The sequence below is a fragment of the Prolixibacter bellariivorans ATCC BAA-1284 genome, from assembly GCF_000621705.1.
Taxonomy (GTDB): domain Bacteria; phylum Bacteroidota; class Bacteroidia; order Bacteroidales; family Prolixibacteraceae; genus Prolixibacter; species Prolixibacter bellariivorans.
On sequence record NZ_JHXO01000008.1, the window covers coordinates 200,258 to 216,351 of the forward strand.

Genomic DNA, 16,094 nt, shown 5'->3' on the forward strand with positions numbered 1-16,094 from the left:
CAAAGATAATGATAAATCTGTGACCACTAAGTGTTGGTTAATTCCTTTAAATACACCCATTATCCATGCTGGCAATTTTTTGCTACTTTTGAACGTTTAATCGCCAGGCAAACCATAGATTCCATGAAGAACGCACAGACCTACCGTTTGATTGAAGTCATTGATGAGCAAACCCGTAAGGAGTTTTTCGATCTACCGGTACGACTTTACCAAAACGATAATAACTGGTCACGACCACTTGATAATGAAATTCTTGCCGTTCTCGACCCGGAACGCAATAAACTTTTAGCACAAGGTGACAGTCAGTGTTGGATATTGAAAGATGAATCCGGAAGTACTGTCGGACGAATCGCCGCTTTTTACGAAAAAGAATCGGCAGTTACGAATGAGCAGCCAACCGGAGGAGTCGGTTTTTTCGAATGCATCAATGATAAAGATGCTGCTTTCATGTTGTTTGATGCCGGAAAAGAGTGGTTGAAAGAGCGGGGTATGGAAGCCATGGACGGACCGGTAAGTCTGGGTATGCGTGATTCATTCTGGGGCTGTTTGGTTGAGGGATTTCACGAACCGGTGTATAACATGCCTTATAATTTCCCTTACTACCGTGAATTATTTGAGGCCTACGGCTTTCAGGATTACTTCAGACAACACACTTACCAGCGAAAATTTGAACCCGGAGGACTGCATCCCGCCATCAGAAGGCGTGCCGATTACCTGCTCAGTCTACCGGAATATCATGTAGAAATGATAGAAAAGGGCAACAAGCAATTTGCCTTCGATTTTAAAGAAGTTTACAACAAAGCATGGGCCGATTTCAACGGGATTAAGGGACTGAGCGATCAGGAAGCGATGGAATTGCTGAAAACCATGGAACCGATTATGGATGAGCGTCTGGTCTATTTCGCCTATCACAACGACCAACCCATCGGGTTTTTTGTCATGATGCCGGATCTTGGGCAAATTACCCGCCGTTTCTGGGGCAAATGGAATTGGTTGACCCGGTTGATATTCTTCTATCACCTGAAAATATCCAAGTCTGTCGATCGCGTCATTGGACGAATATTCGGCGTGATACCGGAATTTCAGGGGAAAGGCGTTGAAGGTGCCATGGTAATAGCCTTCGAGAAAGAAGCGATGAAGCCTACCTTTCCTTATAAAACACTCGAACTGAACTGGATTGGCGATTTTAACCCGGTAATGATGAAGGTAGCCGAATTTATCGGAGGTAAAATCTACAAAACACATATCACCTATCGTTACCTCTTCGATCGTACAAAGGAATTTAAACGGGCTCCCAAAGTCAACATGTCGAAAAAAAAGCCGGCTAGTACTCCTTCAACATAAACATCTTTGATTTTATCGTTTTGTTTGTTCCCCATTATCTACTTTTGCAACGATGAAAGGCAAGAAAGTACTACTCGGGATGAGCGGCGGAACCGACAGTTCAGTAGCAGCCATGTTACTGAAAGAACAGGGATATGAAGTAGCCGGAGTGACTTTTCGGATGTTCGATAAAAACGATGAAGAACCTGAATTTATTTCTGAAGCGAAAAAGCTGACCGAAAGCTTAGCAATTCCGCATTATGTGATGGACATCCGGAAGGAGTTCGAGCAATCGGTTATCCAGCATTTTGAAAATGAATACCTGGCCGGAAGAACTCCTCATCCCTGTGTTTTCTGCAACAATCACATCAAATGGGAATACCTCGCTCAAAAAGCCGATGAGCTTGGTTTCGATCATCTGGCAACCGGCCACTATGCGCGCACAATTCATCAAAACGGAAAATATTTTATCGCGCGGGGAAAAGATCCCGATAAAGAACAATCATTCTTTCTCTGGGGACTTCCACAAAAATACCTCAAACGAATCATCTTCCCGTTAGGTGAATTGAAGAAAACAGAAGTACGCGATATAGCAGCTAACAGAGATTTTAAAAAAGTTGCCGGGAAAAAAGACAGCATGGGCATCTGTTTTGTTCCAAACGATTACCGGCCTTTTCTCAAACAGAGATTAGCAGATCAACAACTTCTTCCCGGGCCCGGGAATTTTGTTTCAACGACAGGCGACGTACTCGGCCGTCACAAAGGATACGTCTATTATACCATCGGGCAACGGCGGGGTTTGGGCATTCATCTGAACAAGGCATTGTATGTGACTGCCATTCGGCCTCAAACGAATGAGGTTGTCATTGGAAACCAGGAAGATCTAATGACCAATCGAATTTTGTTAAAGGACTATCATCTGGTAGATTCAGAGACAGCGCTTACGAGTGAATTAATCGTGCGAATTCGGTACCGAAAACAGGCCACACCCGCAACTCTTCGCGTTCTGAACGAAAAGTACCTGGAAGTGAAACTTTCTGAATCTATTGTAAGGGAAGCGGCCGGACAAACAGCCACATTCTATTTAGATGACATAGTTCTGGGCGGTGGTTGGATAGTGGACAATGAACAGTGATAAATGAAAAACGAGGGAATAGAGAATACTGTAAATCTTCTCCTGGTTATTCCCTGTTTACTGCATCAATCCGGGTGACACCACCGGAAACAATAAATTTCATCGCCTCGGCTGGTGGAATATCCAGATATTTTACTCGTTCAACCGGAACAAAAAACAGTTCACCGGCAAAGCTGTAAGCCAACGGAAAATAAACCGCCACTTTATCTTCCAATCCAATTTCTTCCAATGATTCCTGGGTAATGAACCCCACCTTCCAGATATCTTCCGATTCGCTCATCAAAACCATAACCGGAGAGTTGAACTTTTTCTCTTTTCCAACAAAAGCAGAAAACAAATCCTTTAACGAAGAGTAAATCAGATTAAGGAAAGGCGTACTCGATAAAATCCGGTTGAAAAAGTTACGAAAAGGAGTAGCAATAATGCTTTCACCCACAAAACCGAGAATAACGAGCAGAACAAATATGATAACGATGCCAAGACCGGGCACTCTGAATCCAAGCCAGTCATCCAAATAGGTGCGTAGGATGCCGTCGGTAACATCAAATATTTCGAAAACAAAATAGACAGTCAGTGCCAGCGGAGCGACCATTAAAAGCCCTTGCAAGAAATAGGTAACCAGCTTTTTCATTCCTTCCTGATTTTAATTTATTGATGTTCGAAAAGTACGAATTTGCCTGAGGTTAAAATATATCTGAGCGTTAATATTCTGATAAGTTAGTGACCATTATTCGGTAAAATTTCAAAGGCTTGGGTGTACACTACAGAATTATTCGTACAAAGACCGAAAATAAGAGTTGAACCTCATTTTTTAAACTACTTTCTTTCAGTTGGTGTAGATATTTGGCATATTGCATTTTGTAATATAACGATTTGTGCATGAAGAAGAACGCCCCGGAGAAATGGATAAAAGCCAAGTTGACGGCAGGCTTCCTGATTGTGTTTGTGATTGCCCTTCTGTTCTTTGGTATCAGTTACGTGAGTGTTGTTCGGGTAATTAAAAACCAGTCATACAACGATAACTTTCCCCAAAAGATGGTCCTTCTCAACAGGGTGCTCTCTCAGATGATTGAAGCAGAAGGATATGGCCGGATTTACAGTATCACGGAAGATCCGAAATTCAAGGACCTATATCACAATAAGCGCGACTCCATTGAGATATTGGTGAACAACCTGCACCAGTATTTTACTGATTCGCTGGCTTTAAGTCAGATCGACACCATCCAGGGATTGTTCGCCGAGAAAGAACAACTGATGGAAAGTCTGATTCAAATCAACATCATCAACAAATACAGAAAACAATACGGCGAGTTGATCAGTATTATTCCCGACACGCTGGAATATGAGATAACCACGACAAAATATACTTCGACTTTCATCGACTCGATGGAAAAACAAGGAGCCCCGGTAAAACGCAAAACCCTCCAAAAACTTTCCGATTTCCTTACCGGAAAAAAACCGGAACCGACAAAATATAAAGTTCCGGTTATCGAACAAAGGATCGATTCATCAAAAACGAGTCACGTCCGGAAAGATTCAACGCTTATTCAAATAAAAAGAGAATTAGCACAGTTTCAGGCTCAACAGGCCCGGTTCACCAGAGCTCTCAGCTCGCAGGAACAGCAACTGGTCAAACTGGATAACCAGATTATGAACAAAATTCGGGAAGTTGTACAATCGCTCGAAGATGAAGCTTTCCACATGTCCGCGGTGAAAAGTCAGGAGATGGAGCAAATGCGGGGAAAAACCTTCAACCAATTGATTTATCTGGGAATTTCAGCATTAATCATTTTTGCTCTATTCATCCTTTGGGTGAACCGCGACATTTTGCGTAGCCGCCGCTTGAATGACCAGCTACGCTCATCCAAGGATAAAGTGGACGAATTATTGAAAGTAAAGGAACAATTCCTCGCCAACATGAGTCACGAAATCCGTACGCCATTGACATCAGTTATCGGTTTTGCTGAATTACTTTCGGAAGGATTGTCCAACAAACCGCAAGCAAACATGGCCAAAACGCTTCTGAGCTCAGCTCGTCATCTTCACCGAATGGTGAATGAAATTCTTGATTTTTCAAGAATTGAAGCGAACATGGTTAATCTGAGTGAAGATGAAATTAAGCCTAATGAGTTGATGAAAGAGGTCTTTGAAGAGATGAAACTGGCCGCTCAGAACAAAAAAATTGGCTTTAGCTTTGAAGTTGAAGAGGGGCTTGCCAACTTCAGCGCCGACCGCATGCGATTAAAGCAGGTGCTTATTAACCTGGTTGGAAACGCGATTAAATTCACACAAGAAGGATATGTCAAATTCTCAGTAAAACGGGAAGATCATAAACTTGCTTTCGCCGTAACCGATACAGGTATCGGTATTCCGGAAGATCAGAAAGAAGAAATCTTTGAAGAATTTTCACAAGTCGACAATTCGAAAACAAAACAGACCGGCGGTACGGGTCTTGGACTTTCCATCAGCAAAAGATTGATTAAACTGATGGGAGGCGCGATATGGCTTGAAAGCAAAGAAGGAACCGGAAGTACTTTCCACTTCACCATTCAGATGAAAGAAGCGACCGGAAATCAACTGAATGATGAAGTAATTGCACCTGATTTTCTTACCGGGAAAAAAATACTTTGTATCGATGATGATCCATTGGTGCACCAATTGCTCGAAGCGCTCATTCATGATATGAACGGCGAAAAAATTTCAGCTTATACTCCGGTTGAAGCACTGAATTACCTCAAAAAAGAAACTTTCGACCTGATTGTTTCCGATGTGCAGATGCCCGACACTGATGGAATTTCGTTGGCCAGAACGATTCGGAAAGAATTTAGTTCCTACACGCCGGTATTAATTTTGACCGCGAACCTGAGTGAAAGCCGGGTAGAAGAGATTTCGCTTATTGAAAATGTGTGGGCGATGCCCAAACCATTTACCCGAAAATCGCTTGCGCAGAAATTTCATGCGATCCTAAACGGAAAAGACATCGAAGACCTGGAACGAAAGGAAAGAACCCAGGCAAGTTTCAGCCTCGACGAGATAAAAACCTTTTCGGGCGATGATATTGAATTACTTCGTACCGTTACCGAAACCTTCATCCTGAATGCTGATGAGAGTATTGCATTATTAAAAATGATGGAGAAAGAAAATGATATTCCCGGAATTAGGAAAACCGCTCATAAATTACTGACTGGCTTCCGCCAATTTGCCATCTCGGATGGCGTGGTAATTCTGAAACAACTGGAAGTGGCCGAAGATGATCCGTCCAAACGGGATATAATCCGAGCCTCGATTATCGCATTAAGTCAGTTGTGGAATGATGTCAGAGCACTTCTCCGCGAAGATATATTGTCTTAAAGTTCGATGTCGTAAAGGTGGAGTTTATTGTACAGCGTTTTTCTGTCAATCCCAAGCAATTTGGCCGTCTTCGTCTTGTTATAGCGGGTTTTTTCAAGCGCCTGTAGTATTGCTTCCTTTTCTGAAAGATTTTTTACTTCCTTCAGATCGTTTACAACGGGCTGAACATCATCGGAAAGATTTTTCATTGAATCATTCCTGTAGATTTCTTCCGGCAGTACTTCCCGGTGAATTCTATCGGATTTACTAAGCAAAACGGCACGGCGAATAATGTTCCGCATCTCCCTGAGATTACCCGGCCATTCATACCTGATGAATATACGCTGTACTTCTTCGTCAAATCCCGAAATGAACTTATCAAATTCAGCGACAGCATCTTCCAGAAAAAATTGGGCAAACATCATCAAATCGGCTTCCCGCTCGCGCAAAGGAGCAAGTGCCATATTAAATTCGTTCAAGCGGTGATATAAGTCTTCTCTAAACCGTCCTTCGTCTACAGCCTTTTTCAAATTCTCATTCGTTGCAGCAATAATTCGTGCCTTAATAGGAAATTCATTATTCCCTCCAACTTTGCGTCCCATCCGTTCATGAATGGCCCGCAAAAGCTTCATCTGCACATCATAAGAAAGGTTGCCAATTTCATCCAGGAAAATGGTCCCCTCGCCTACAGCTTCAAAATGACCTGTCTTATCATTCACAGCGCCGGTGAACGAGCCTTTTACATGACCAAACAATTCGCTGGCGGCAATATCGGGATGCAGGGCTCCGCAGTCAACCGCTACAAATGGCTCTTTTTTACGCTTACTCAGCTCATGAATCCGACGGGCTACATATTCTTTGCCGGTGCCGCTGTCTCCGATAATTAAAACGGAAATATCAGTTGGAGCAACTACGCGAATATGTTCTTCTATTTTTCGGGCTTCCTCACTGCTTCCCACCAAAAATTTCCGGCCATTTCGAACAGGTTCCTTTGTTTTCTTTTCCGAAGTTTCCCGCTTTTTCAATCCCTCTCTGATAACATGAAACAGTTCATCGGAATTGACAGGCTTGGTAACATATTCAAATGCCCCTAATTTGACAGCTTCAACGGCTACGCGAATATCCGAATAGGCAGTAATCAGAATAACAACAGTGGCAGGCGCCAACTTCTTACTCTCTTTTAACACATCGATACCGGTGCCATCAGGCAAACGGTAATCTGTTAACACCAAATCATAGGCATTCTTTGCCAACGACTGACTGGCCTTTTCATAATCATGTGCCGTATCGGCTTCGAAGCCTTTTCGTTTTAAAAACCCCTGCAACAACATGCAGAAGGAGGTATCGTCATCAACAATCAATAATCGGGGCATGTCCATCAATATCAGGCAAAGATTTGCGTTAAAGAAATCTGTTCGCGAATAAAGATAAAATTTTTAGGCAGAAACCCTTTTATTCAACGCGTAAAAGGTAAATGATATTATATAATTAAAAAATAAAAAAGCGGATTGTTCAAACAACCCGCTTTTATGTGAAAAACTTTAAATCGGTAGGATTTCTGACCTACCTTAGTGAATTCTCTCAAAACCTAATTTATAAGAACGCCTGACGTTACTCGGTTTAAACAATGGGAGCAGAATCAGCAGCCATCCCCCTTTTTTATGGCCGCCTTCATCTTTTCCCGGTCTTTCATGAGCAGTCAATAAACATTTTGTGCCGTCATTATCAGGACCAACTACCAGGTAATATCCCACCATTACGCCGGAAGCATTTATCCTGTTATTTCCGACACATCTTGCGATAATAAACCTAAACCTAAATTCTGAATGTGTCGTCAATAAAAGCTGCCCCATAGTGGCCAACCGTGCCAGGAAAACCACGCGGGAACAGCCTTGACTAAACAATACAAGTATGAACGGTATTTAGAAATCTACGATTTAAAGTTTGTTCGTGAACAGTAAATGTCCTTAGTGTCTTCACAATTGGTTTTTGTATTTATAATTGGAATTTACTGCTCTAAAGCTTACCGGATTACGATTCCGGCTCGTATTTACTGCCATCCTCATTATAAGTGGCAGTCATGCTCTGTCCATTTAACTGGAGAACAATTTTATATACTTTTGATCCGTCTTCAGTGGTCGCAACCGAAGCCTGACTGATTTTGGCATCTTTGTAATCATTGCTCACAGCCTTGGTCACAGCCTCGGGCAAATCAGCCACATCAACCGAAATAAATTTCAGTTCCGATTGCATCACATAAGACGAATTCATTGTTTTAGAGCCTGAATTGGCAGCATTAGCAACATAGCCTGTGCCAAGAGCAAAAACTAAAACCAATGGGATTAATACTTTCTTCATAACTAACTCGTTTTAATACAATTGTTAATATTTAGAAATTTGCTGGTGATTTGAATCTTTTGTTCAATTTATTTGATAACGTGAGCCATCTTCGTTAAACATTACCGATTTTTCATGGCCTTCCACATTTAAAATCACTTTGTACAATTTTGTTCCATCATTCAAATTGGCCACAAAAGCTCCTGTAATGGTAGCATCTTTGAATTGGTCACTAACCGCTTCGCGAATAGCTTGTGGCAGACTGCTTACACCAATTTGTGTAAAGTCCGGTTGTTGCCAGGTTATGGTCGTTCCCTGCATCTCCGTATCAACCGGATTGGCATTGACCGCATATATTGTAGCCATCGAAAAAAGTATGGCAACGGTAAAAAATAACTTCTTCATATCTCCCCTGTTTAAATCCCTCTTTCCAGAAAATTATTTTCTATTTCAATTTAATCATCCGTACCCGGAATATATTTACGTCCATCTTCCTCATAATAGGTTACCCTTATGCTTCCTTCAACGTTCAGGTACAACTTGTAAATAACCATTCCGCATGGAAGACGACTTTTATATGCCTGTGATATTGAAACCTGCCGATATTCACTTTTTACTGCCAGGCTGACAAACGCCGGAACGTCCGATAATTCAATTCGATTAAAACTAATTTTAAACTCTGTAGCCATTCGTTGACCGGCAAAACTATCCTGAGCTTCTACCGACTTTCGTGCCACCAGTGAAACAATTGCAATCAATCCTATGAGGGATAGTAATCGCATAATTAATCTTTCTTTAATTTTGTAACTGAGCAATGTACCTTTCACCATCAGCTTTGTACAAAACATTGTTAATTCCTGATGGAGACCGAAAGGTTAAGCGGAAAACCGGCTTTCCATTGATGGAACCGGTAATCACCTGGTTTGATAAACGGCATCCGGTTAATTCTTCAGCAACCGATTCCTTTACGGCCATTGGTAAATCACTCAACTGAATAACGTCAAAAACCACCTGTTCCACAGAAGAGCCATTCTTTGAGTGCTCATCTTCTACTTGTCCGGTTATATCGGCTGACGAAACCGGGAACAAAAGAAACTCTATGGAAGAGTGATTTTTCATGTTAATTCGTTTATTTATTCAAATATCTGTTTGTCTTCGGTATCTACTATAGAAAAGGTCGTGCCAAACTCGGAACACCAAGCGGGGACAATGACGCAACATGCACAATGCATGATACTTATACCTATTTCGATTTTCATTCACATCATTATGATAATATAATTTTACATCGATATGTAGAAGCAATTCCACAGTTTGAGTACACAGCTTGTGGATGACAATATGATTTGGGGAAGATGAGTGAGAAGGATATAGTCAGAACAACAGTAAGTAGATATGTCACAAGGGAATGCCATGATTTAAATCACGTTTTTATACTGCCGTACAACAGAAATGTTAAAAAACATCTATACCATTCACTTATAAACAGTTAAACACATATCTTTTTGAGAAACTGCTATTTGAAGGCACTAAAACGGGACTGACACTCGTTACATCAACATATATTGATAATTACAGCCATATGCTGTATAACCTGTTTCCTTTTTTCTGTTCATGGTAAGATGTAAATTGGCATAACAGAAAACAAAATAACGTGATGATATTACAGTTTAAGTAAACCACCAAACAACAAATTTAAACCCAACTAGAATGAGTAGAACTTCAGAATTACAAACAGTTAGATCTTTTCAGGAACAAAAGAGAAGATTTAAGAACAGAATTGTGAAAGAGATCATCAGTAAAGATGAAAGATTGACGGAAATCAGAGATTACTGGGGAAAGAGTCCGAAGACGTTAACAGACATTCTGATCGTCCATGAACTGGATGAAGGAATAACTTTCGACTACACGGATCATTACAAGATCCCGCCGTCAGTTGACGCTGAAATCGAGATGATTTTTAAAGAAATCTTTTTATCATAGGCCGGAATTTATCCGGCTTTTTTCGTCGTAAGGAATACTGAAAATGTTTCAGTCGCGGGGGGGAATATGCGCTTATTCAATTCCGAAGGCCCCTAGTAGTAGCTATCAAACTGACGGATTAAAATACTAAGTTCTCATTCGCTTTCGTAAAGGTTTCGACAACATGTGGCGTACTGCTGCTCCCGGGCGATAGAATATCATTCTTGGTCCGGCCCAACGCATTATCTCACGAATTTTTTCCCGCATTACCGGTTTGTAACAATGAACCAAACAATGCTTGCAAGCTGGTTTTTCATCACCAAACATACACTTGTCCAATCGCGTCGCTGCATAATCAATTAACTCCTCACAATCAGAACAGATTATTTCCCGCCGGTGATTCTTCCGACAATATAATTCGATCATGAGTGTAACGATTTGCTTTTCTTCTGAACGCTTCCCAATCATTGATTTTATTGCATATAAAAAATAAAATCCCACCGAACAAGGTCCGGCGGGAAGAATGACTAATTAGTCTATTAACTACTTCGTGTATTTATAAATTGGTTTTAATCATGGTCAACAGCATTTTAAACGATTCCGTTGCTTCAACGGCATGAGTAATATTCGCCGGAAGGATGATGGCTTCACCAGATTCCATTTCTGCACGTTCACCTCCAACCGTAATGGTAGCTTTCCCTTCCATCATTTGCACCAGGGCATCGAATGGTGCAGTGTGCGGACTCAATTCCTGCCCTTTATCAAAGGCAAACAATGTGATGGTACCAGTCGACTCTTTTATGATGGTTTTACTGACCACCGCTCCTTCAGCATATTCAATACCTGAAGCAACGTTAAACTGTTTTCCTTTTTCCATAACTTACTTACTCTTTTTTTTGATGAGCCCGACCGGTCCCGATTTCTCCTCTATCCAACTCACTTTCCGTTTCGGGAAACCGATTGAGTCATCATCTTCACTTTTCAATCCAAAAACTGCAGTTCAACCTGCTTTGCTATGCTAAACCAATCAAAAATTGAATGCTTCTTTAGAAGGCTTGGTTCTTATTGGCCAATCAACCTAAACTTAACCCATGAAAACCTCAATATCTTCATCTGCCGTTTTGATTCCGGCAATTCCGAAGTTTTCTACCAGTACATTGGCCACGTTTGGTGAAAGAAATGCCGGAAGTGTCGGTCCAAGATGAATATTTTTTACCCCGAGATAGAGCAACGCCAGCAATACAATTACAGCCTTCTGTTCGTACCATGCAATATTGTACGCAATCGGCAATTCATTTATGTCGTTCAATTCGAATACTTCTTTCAGTTTCAATGCGATTACCGCTAATGAATAAGAGTCGTTACATTGTCCGGCATCCAATACACGGGGAATGCCACCGATATCACCTAGTGAAAGTTTATTGTACCTATATTTAGCGCATCCTGCTGTCAAAATTACTGTCCCTTCAGGGAGTTTGTCAGCAAATTCGGTATAGTAATCACGGCTTTTCATCCGTCCATCGCAACCAGCCATTACAAAAAACTTCTTGATCGCCCCTGTTTTTACAGCATCAACAACTTTGTCAGCCAACTGCATCACCTGGTTATGTGCGAAGCCACCTACGATGGTTCCGGTTTCCAATTCCGTCGGCGCAGCGCATTTCTTCGCGTGTTCGATAATTTCAGAGAAATCTTTCGGTTCACCATCTTTTCGGGGTGCAATATGTTTTACCCCGTCGAAACCTGCTGCTCCGGTGGTATAAACCCGATCTTTGTACGCATCAGCAGGAGGAACCAAACAGTTAGTCGTAAGCAACACCGGCCCGTTGAACGCTTCAAATTCCTCTTTTTGCTTCCACCATGCATTACCGTAGTTACCAACAAAGTGATCATACTTCTTGAAAGCCGGGTAATAGTTAGCAGGCAACATTTCGCTATGGGTGTAAATATCCACCCCGGTTCCTTCAGTTTGCTTCAGCAATTCTTCAAAATCCTTCAAATCGTGACCGCTGACCAAAATACCTGGATTCTTCTGTACGCCAAGGTTTACCTCTGTAATTTCAGGGTTACCATAGCTTTCAGTATTCGCCTGGTCGAGCAATGCCATCACATCCACGCCATACTTTCCGGTCTCCATCGTCAAGGCAACTAAATCGTCAACCGAAAGAGTATCATCTGTAGTTGCTGCCAATGCCTTTTGCATGAAAGCATACAATTCTTTCTTTTCGTAACCGAGATTGAATGCGTGCTCGGCATACGCAGCAATACCTTTCACTCCGTAAACAACCAACTCACGCAAAGAACGAACATCAGGATTCGCAGTAGAGAGAACTCCCACGTTAGCAGCTTTTTCTTCGAATGCTTCCAAAGTATCAGCTTCCCAGGTAACCGATTCATGCGTATTGAGCAATTTACCACCTTCTGCCTCAAAACGGTTTTTCAATTCAGTACGAAGTTTCAAGCCTTCACGAATTTTTTCTTCAATTTTCGTTTTGTCAAAATTGGCATTGGTGATGGTCATGAAGAGAGCGTCGAACACAAAGCGGTTTACGGGCTCCCACTCAATTCCCATTTGACGTGCTTCCTGTGCGTATATCGATATTCCTTTGGTAACAAAGACCAGTAAATCCTGCAAATTGGCTACATCATCGGTTTTACCGCAAATACCTTTAATTATGCAACCTTCGCCTTTTGAGGCTTCCTGACATTGAAAACAAAACATACTCATGATTATTCGTTTTAAAGATTAAGTTTTATGATTAACTACTCATTTTAGTGTATTTATACCCATTCTTCTTCCAGTACTTCTCCACGAATGCTGACGGTGATAGCTTTTACCGGAACTTTCCGACTTGCCCGCTGGGTGGCCATTTGGACCAATTGCTGCAAACCACCGCAACAAGGAACTTCCATCATCAGAACCGTTATCGTGTTCACCTTTGCTTCGTTGATGAGTGTGATTAACTTTTCGAGGTAAATCTCTTTTCCGGAATCCAGTTTCGGACAAGCGATAACCAACGATTTATCCTTCAGGTAATTCTGATGAAAATCACCCATGGTAAAAGCAGTACAATCAGCTGCGACCAGCAAGTCTGCACCGCGAAAATAAGGCGCTACCGGATTGATAAGATGCATCTGCACAGGCCACTGACGAAGTTGAGATGCCAATGAACCATTTTCGCCCTTAGGCATCAGCTTTAACTCCTCCGGATTAAAAACTACAGTTTGAGAGCTCGGGCATCCACCACCACAACTGCTCCCATTCACAGGCTTCGGCTCAGCGTGAACAGCATCCTTCACCGACTGAACAGAGAAAGGCAAAGTCTTTGCATTTTCCACCAAATACCCCATTCCCTGCTTCAGAAATCCTGTCTCATTGTGTTCGCGCAAATGCTTCAGATGCGCCACTACCGTGTTGAATCCTTTACTCACCATGATTTCCATCACCTTGACCTCATCGTATGGCTCCGCCTCACGGTTTTCAATGGTAATGGCTCCTTCCGGACAGTGCCCGATGCACGCTCCCAAACCGTCACACATCAAATCGCTGATTAGAACTGCCTTCCCGTCAATAATCTGCAATGCACCTTCGTGGCAATTGGGTACACAAAGACCACAACCAGTGCATTTTTCGTCGTCTATATGGATGATGTCGCGTTTCATATTCTTTTATTGTTTGTTGCTGTTGTTTAAGTTTTACATTACAAATGTAGAGCAGCCCCTACCTGAAAAGTGTAACAGCTGTTACAATTCGGTATATTTGTACAAAAACTTTCTGAAATGAATACAATTCTTAGTCAATCGCCCATATTCAAAGGGCTTCAACCACCAGAGATTGAAAATCTACTGGTTCAGGTTCCACATCAGATACGACATTTCCATAAAGATGATTTACTGGCCGTTGCCGGAGAAGAAGTAAAAACAGCAATGATTCTTTTGGAAGGAAAACTTCAGGGTGAGATGGTTGACTTTAGTGGAAACAGTCTGAAAATAGAAGAATTGATACCGCCACAAATGGTTGCTGCCGGTTTTCTTTTTGGAAAAAAAAGTCGCTTTCCAGTAAATCTTTCAGCTATGGCCGATGGCGAAATGCTTATCATTCTGAAGCCAAATTTCACGCGACTGCTTAGTCTCGATAATCGAGTATTGAATAACTTTCTGAACATCATTAGCGATAAAGCTCAATTCCTATCCCGGAAAATCAGTTTCCTGAACTTTAAAACCATCCGGGAAAAAATCGCTTTCTTTCTATTGCAACATTACAAATCAGGTTTCCGAAATATTCCGTTGAAACAGAATCAGCAAAGCCTGGCCGAAATGTTTGGAGTAGCCCGTCCCTCACTAGCACGAACCATTGGTGAACTCCAGCGTGAAGGGATACTGGAATGGCGGCGTGGCGAAGTAGAAATTAAAAATGCCGAAGTTTTAAAAAGTATATTACAGTAAGACCTCATCTTATTATTGGCATATTTACCGATAAATATCATTTATTAGTGTTTATAACGATAAAATAAATTTATTGGCATATTTACCGATATTGTATATTTATTAGTATATTTACCAATAAATTGATTCCTTGAAACAGAGAAAGGCATTAATGAAATGAAAAACAGAGCAACCATTTCATGTGATATCATCTCATCAACGGCTTTGTCTACAGTAAATCGAGATTTGCTGTCCACAAAGCTGAAAGAGTTAATGACTAAACTTACGCGCCACTTCGCGAATCAGGGATTCTACGGCCGAGTCCTGAAAGGTGATTACATCGAATGTGCGCTGGATGCTCCGGAAACCGCCCTGCGTGTGGCTCTACTCATCAAAACATTTGTCCGAGCAATCGAGTTACCAACATCTAAAGAAGAAAACAAACGCATAAAATACTTTAAGGAGCATGGTGTGCGCGTAGCCATCGCGGTAGCTCCGCTGGAAAACTACCAGCCCCACAAAGGAGTTATGGACGGAGAAGCCATATACCTTTCAGGAAGAGCACTAAACCGGAAAGACACACACGACAAACAAAAAATCATCATCAAACGAACATTGTATTTTCTTTCAAGCGATCTGGCTGTTCAACGTTTATATGAAACCATGCTCGAAATGCTGGATGTAATACTGGTGCGTTGTTCGGCCAAACAATGTGAGGTAGTATTTTATAAATTGCTAAACAAATCAGAAGTAGAAATCTCCAAAATTCTGCAAAAAAATCAGTCGACCATCAATCAGCATTCTACAGCTGCCGGCTGGAATGCCATCGACCGGGCGGTTTCGTACTTCGAAGAAAACATACACTGACATGATATTAACTCTCTTGTTCCTGCAGCTCACGGCCCATTTGGTAGCCGATTTCCTTCTTCAAAGTGAACACTGGAGTTTGCAGAAAGGTAGAAAGATCATCAGTAAATTCCATATCTGGCATATCCTCATCGTTTTTACTTCGGCATGGCTTTTTTCATTGCAATGGGCTTTCTGGTCAGCCGCACTTGCACTTTCCCTATTGCATTTTCTTACGGATATAGCGAAGAGTTTTCTCAGAGTAAAATGGAACAAAGATTGGTTCTTTATCGACCAGTTTATTCACATAGTGATTATCATCGTCATAGTTTGGCTCTATGAGCAATCCGGTGACAACCAAGTCCCGGCATTCATCAGCACTAAAACAGTGGCCATTATATTTGCTTATACCCTGTGTGTTAAACCATCCAATATCATCATCCGATATATTTTTCGCTACTTTGCCATCCCTGCACCTGTTGAGACAACCGATGAAAACAGTGATGGATTGCCCAATGCCGGCAAATTAATCGGCATCACCGAACGGTTATTGGTGCTCACGCTCGCTTTGATGCAACAATATTCAGTGGTGGGCTTCATCATCGCTGCCAAATCCATTCTACGTTTCAGCGATGCAAAAAAATCAGAGTACGTCCTGGTTGGAACACTATTGAGTTTTGGTATTGCGATTCTTTTGGGGGTGATGATTGGCTATGTTTAAAATCGTCTTTCGTCT

Annotated in this window: 17 protein-coding genes; 7 read left to right on the plus strand and 10 right to left on the minus strand. The window is 41.7% G+C overall.

Annotated elements, in window-relative coordinates; genetic code table 11:
* The first annotated feature begins 123 nt into the window (after window positions 1-123).
* Complete coding sequence (locus T426_RS23430) at window positions 124-1,344, plus strand: hypothetical protein (protein WP_025864730.1); 1,221 nt, start codon at window positions 124-126, stop codon at window positions 1,342-1,344.
* 52 nt (window positions 1,345-1,396) lie between these two features.
* On the plus strand, window positions 1,397-2,458 hold the full coding sequence (mnmA, locus tag T426_RS0110835) for a tRNA 2-thiouridine(34) synthase MnmA (RefSeq protein WP_025864729.1): 1,062 nt from the start codon (window positions 1,397-1,399) through the stop codon (window positions 2,456-2,458).
* A gap of 46 nt (window positions 2,459-2,504) precedes the next feature.
* Here mnmA and T426_RS0110840 read toward each other — a convergent pair whose 3' ends face one another.
* On the minus strand, window positions 2,505-3,089 hold the full coding sequence (locus tag T426_RS0110840) for a DUF502 domain-containing protein (RefSeq protein ID WP_025864728.1): 585 nt from the start codon (window positions 3,087-3,089) through the stop codon (window positions 2,505-2,507).
* Window positions 3,090-3,337: 248 nt separating this feature from the next.
* Between T426_RS0110840 and T426_RS0110845 the strand changes: the two genes are divergently transcribed.
* A complete protein-coding gene (locus tag T426_RS0110845) occupies window positions 3,338-5,809 on the plus strand; it encodes an ATP-binding protein (protein WP_025864727.1) in 2,472 nt (823 codons plus the stop codon).
* Here the strand turns inward: T426_RS0110845 and T426_RS0110850 are convergent.
* The 5 genes from T426_RS0110850 to T426_RS0110875 all read right to left on the minus strand — a co-directional run bounded on the left by T426_RS0110850 (window position 5,806) and on the right by T426_RS0110875 (window position 9,244).
* Window positions 5,806-7,167 (minus strand): sigma-54-dependent transcriptional regulator, encoded by a 1,362-nt coding sequence (locus T426_RS0110850; protein ID WP_234406712.1) that lies wholly within the window; start codon window positions 7,165-7,167, stop codon window positions 5,806-5,808. The genes T426_RS0110845 and T426_RS0110850 overlap by 4 nt on opposite strands.
* A gap of 652 nt (window positions 7,168-7,819) precedes the next feature.
* Window positions 7,820-8,146: a hypothetical protein gene (locus T426_RS0110860; RefSeq protein WP_025864724.1), complete on the minus strand. Its 327-nt coding sequence runs from the start codon at window positions 8,144-8,146 to the stop codon at window positions 7,820-7,822.
* Between the two features lie 63 nt (window positions 8,147-8,209).
* Window positions 8,210-8,530, minus strand: a complete 321-nt coding sequence (locus T426_RS25105; RefSeq protein ID WP_025864723.1) for a hypothetical protein — start codon at window positions 8,528-8,530, stop codon at window positions 8,210-8,212.
* Between the two features lie 50 nt (window positions 8,531-8,580).
* Entirely contained in the window at window positions 8,581-8,907 is a 327-nt protein-coding gene (locus tag T426_RS0110870) for a hypothetical protein (RefSeq protein ID WP_027585687.1), read from the minus strand.
* Between the two features lie 13 nt (window positions 8,908-8,920).
* Complete coding sequence (locus T426_RS0110875; protein WP_025864721.1) at window positions 8,921-9,244, minus strand: hypothetical protein; 324 nt, start codon at window positions 9,242-9,244, stop codon at window positions 8,921-8,923.
* A 591-nt stretch (window positions 9,245-9,835) separates the two neighbouring features.
* Here T426_RS0110875 and T426_RS0110880 point away from each other — a divergent pair.
* Window positions 9,836-10,108, plus strand: a complete 273-nt coding sequence (locus T426_RS0110880; RefSeq protein WP_025864720.1) for a hypothetical protein — start codon at window positions 9,836-9,838, stop codon at window positions 10,106-10,108.
* Window positions 10,109-10,234: 126 nt separating this feature from the next.
* Here the strand turns inward: T426_RS0110880 and T426_RS0110885 are convergent, their stop codons facing one another.
* The 4 genes from T426_RS0110885 to T426_RS0110900 all read right to left on the minus strand — a co-directional run bounded on the left by T426_RS0110885 (window position 10,235) and on the right by T426_RS0110900 (window position 13,750).
* A complete protein-coding gene (locus T426_RS0110885; protein WP_025864719.1) occupies window positions 10,235-10,555 on the minus strand; it encodes a nitrous oxide-stimulated promoter family protein in 321 nt (106 codons plus the stop codon).
* An 88-nt stretch (window positions 10,556-10,643) separates the two neighbouring features.
* On the minus strand, window positions 10,644-10,964 hold the full coding sequence (locus T426_RS0110890; protein WP_025864718.1) for a cupin domain-containing protein: 321 nt from the start codon (window positions 10,962-10,964) through the stop codon (window positions 10,644-10,646).
* A 207-nt stretch (window positions 10,965-11,171) separates the two neighbouring features.
* Window positions 11,172-12,815, minus strand: coding sequence for a hydroxylamine reductase (gene hcp / locus T426_RS0110895; protein WP_025864717.1), 1,644 nt, complete (start codon window positions 12,813-12,815; stop codon window positions 11,172-11,174).
* Window positions 12,816-12,868: 53 nt separating this feature from the next.
* Window positions 12,869-13,750 (minus strand): ATP-binding protein, encoded by an 882-nt coding sequence (locus T426_RS0110900; protein WP_025864716.1) that lies wholly within the window; start codon window positions 13,748-13,750, stop codon window positions 12,869-12,871.
* A 117-nt stretch (window positions 13,751-13,867) separates the two neighbouring features.
* On the opposite strand from T426_RS0110900, the gene T426_RS0110905 reads away from it, so the two are divergent.
* From T426_RS0110905 to T426_RS0110915, 3 genes are all read left to right on the plus strand, one after another.
* Window positions 13,868-14,533: a Crp/Fnr family transcriptional regulator gene (locus T426_RS0110905; RefSeq protein ID WP_025864715.1), complete on the plus strand. Its 666-nt coding sequence runs from the start codon at window positions 13,868-13,870 to the stop codon at window positions 14,531-14,533.
* Window positions 14,534-14,689: 156 nt separating this feature from the next.
* Entirely contained in the window at window positions 14,690-15,379 is a 690-nt protein-coding gene (locus T426_RS0110910; protein WP_025864714.1) for a hypothetical protein, read from the plus strand.
* A 1-nt stretch (window position 15,380) separates the two neighbouring features.
* Window positions 15,381-16,079, plus strand: a complete 699-nt coding sequence (locus tag T426_RS0110915) for a DUF3307 domain-containing protein (RefSeq protein WP_027585688.1) — start codon at window positions 15,381-15,383, stop codon at window positions 16,077-16,079.
* The last annotated feature ends 15 nt before the right edge of the window (window positions 16,080-16,094 follow it).

Excerpts from the sequence above, each read along its gene's own strand:
- T426_RS23430 (WP_025864730.1), top strand. The coding sequence starts at position 124 with ATGAAGAACGCACAGACCTACCGTTTGATTGAAGTCATTGATGAGCAA.
- mnmA (WP_025864729.1), top strand. The coding sequence starts at position 1,397 with ATGAAAGGCAAGAAAGTACTACTCGGGATGAGCGGCGGAACCGACAGT.
- T426_RS0110840 (WP_025864728.1), bottom strand. The coding sequence starts at position 3,089 with ATGAAAAAGCTGGTTACCTATTTCTTGCAAGGGCTTTTAATGGTCGCT.
- T426_RS0110845 (WP_025864727.1), top strand. The coding sequence starts at position 3,338 with ATGAAGAAGAACGCCCCGGAGAAATGGATAAAAGCCAAGTTGACGGCA.
- T426_RS0110850 (WP_234406712.1), bottom strand. The coding sequence starts at position 7,167 with ATGGACATGCCCCGATTATTGATTGTTGATGACGATACCTCCTTCTGC.
- T426_RS0110860 (WP_025864724.1), bottom strand. The coding sequence starts at position 8,146 with ATGAAGAAAGTATTAATCCCATTGGTTTTAGTTTTTGCTCTTGGCACA.
- T426_RS25105 (WP_025864723.1), bottom strand. The coding sequence starts at position 8,530 with ATGAAGAAGTTATTTTTTACCGTTGCCATACTTTTTTCGATGGCTACA.
- T426_RS0110870 (WP_027585687.1), bottom strand. The coding sequence starts at position 8,907 with ATGCGATTACTATCCCTCATAGGATTGATTGCAATTGTTTCACTGGTG.
- T426_RS0110875 (WP_025864721.1), bottom strand. The coding sequence starts at position 9,244 with ATGAAAAATCACTCTTCCATAGAGTTTCTTTTGTTCCCGGTTTCGTCA.
- T426_RS0110880 (WP_025864720.1), top strand. The coding sequence starts at position 9,836 with ATGAGTAGAACTTCAGAATTACAAACAGTTAGATCTTTTCAGGAACAA.
- T426_RS0110885 (WP_025864719.1), bottom strand. The coding sequence starts at position 10,555 with ATGATTGGGAAGCGTTCAGAAGAAAAGCAAATCGTTACACTCATGATC.
- T426_RS0110890 (WP_025864718.1), bottom strand. The coding sequence starts at position 10,964 with ATGGAAAAAGGAAAACAGTTTAACGTTGCTTCAGGTATTGAATATGCT.
- hcp (WP_025864717.1), bottom strand. The coding sequence starts at position 12,815 with ATGAGTATGTTTTGTTTTCAATGTCAGGAAGCCTCAAAAGGCGAAGGT.
- T426_RS0110900 (WP_025864716.1), bottom strand. The coding sequence starts at position 13,750 with ATGAAACGCGACATCATCCATATAGACGACGAAAAATGCACTGGTTGT.
- T426_RS0110905 (WP_025864715.1), top strand. The coding sequence starts at position 13,868 with ATGAATACAATTCTTAGTCAATCGCCCATATTCAAAGGGCTTCAACCA.
- T426_RS0110910 (WP_025864714.1), top strand. The coding sequence starts at position 14,690 with ATGAAAAACAGAGCAACCATTTCATGTGATATCATCTCATCAACGGCT.
- T426_RS0110915 (WP_027585688.1), top strand. The coding sequence starts at position 15,381 with ATGATATTAACTCTCTTGTTCCTGCAGCTCACGGCCCATTTGGTAGCC.